Origin of the sequence: Xenorhabdus santafensis (genome assembly GCF_033949405.1) — a bacterium.
GTDB lineage: Bacteria > Pseudomonadota > Gammaproteobacteria > Enterobacterales > Enterobacteriaceae > Xenorhabdus > Xenorhabdus santafensis.
The window spans coordinates 1-210 of sequence record NZ_VCDN01000164.1; the positions used below are offsets into that span (position 1 = coordinate 1).

The following is a 210-nucleotide window of genomic DNA, read 5'->3' on the forward strand; positions in this document are numbered from 1 at the left end:
CAGTTTGAATTGACCATTACAATATGACATAACATATTATCAAGCCGACTGGTTCAACTATAAACCCATCAATTACGACATCTACGCGATTAACTTCGACGACTACTCCCCGAAGAACAACAACGGTCTTGAACTCATCTACATTGATGACCGGGTGGAAAAGGACGGCAGCATCACGATTGAGACGTTCCACTATCAGCACAGTCATTT

Annotated in this window: 1 protein-coding gene; it reads left to right on the top strand. The window is 42.4% G+C overall.

Annotated elements, in window-relative coordinates:
* Window positions 1-142 precede the first annotated feature (142 nt).
* On the top strand, window positions 143-210 hold a 68-nt coding region (locus FE392_RS22285; protein WP_500692701.1), incomplete at its 3' end, for a hypothetical protein.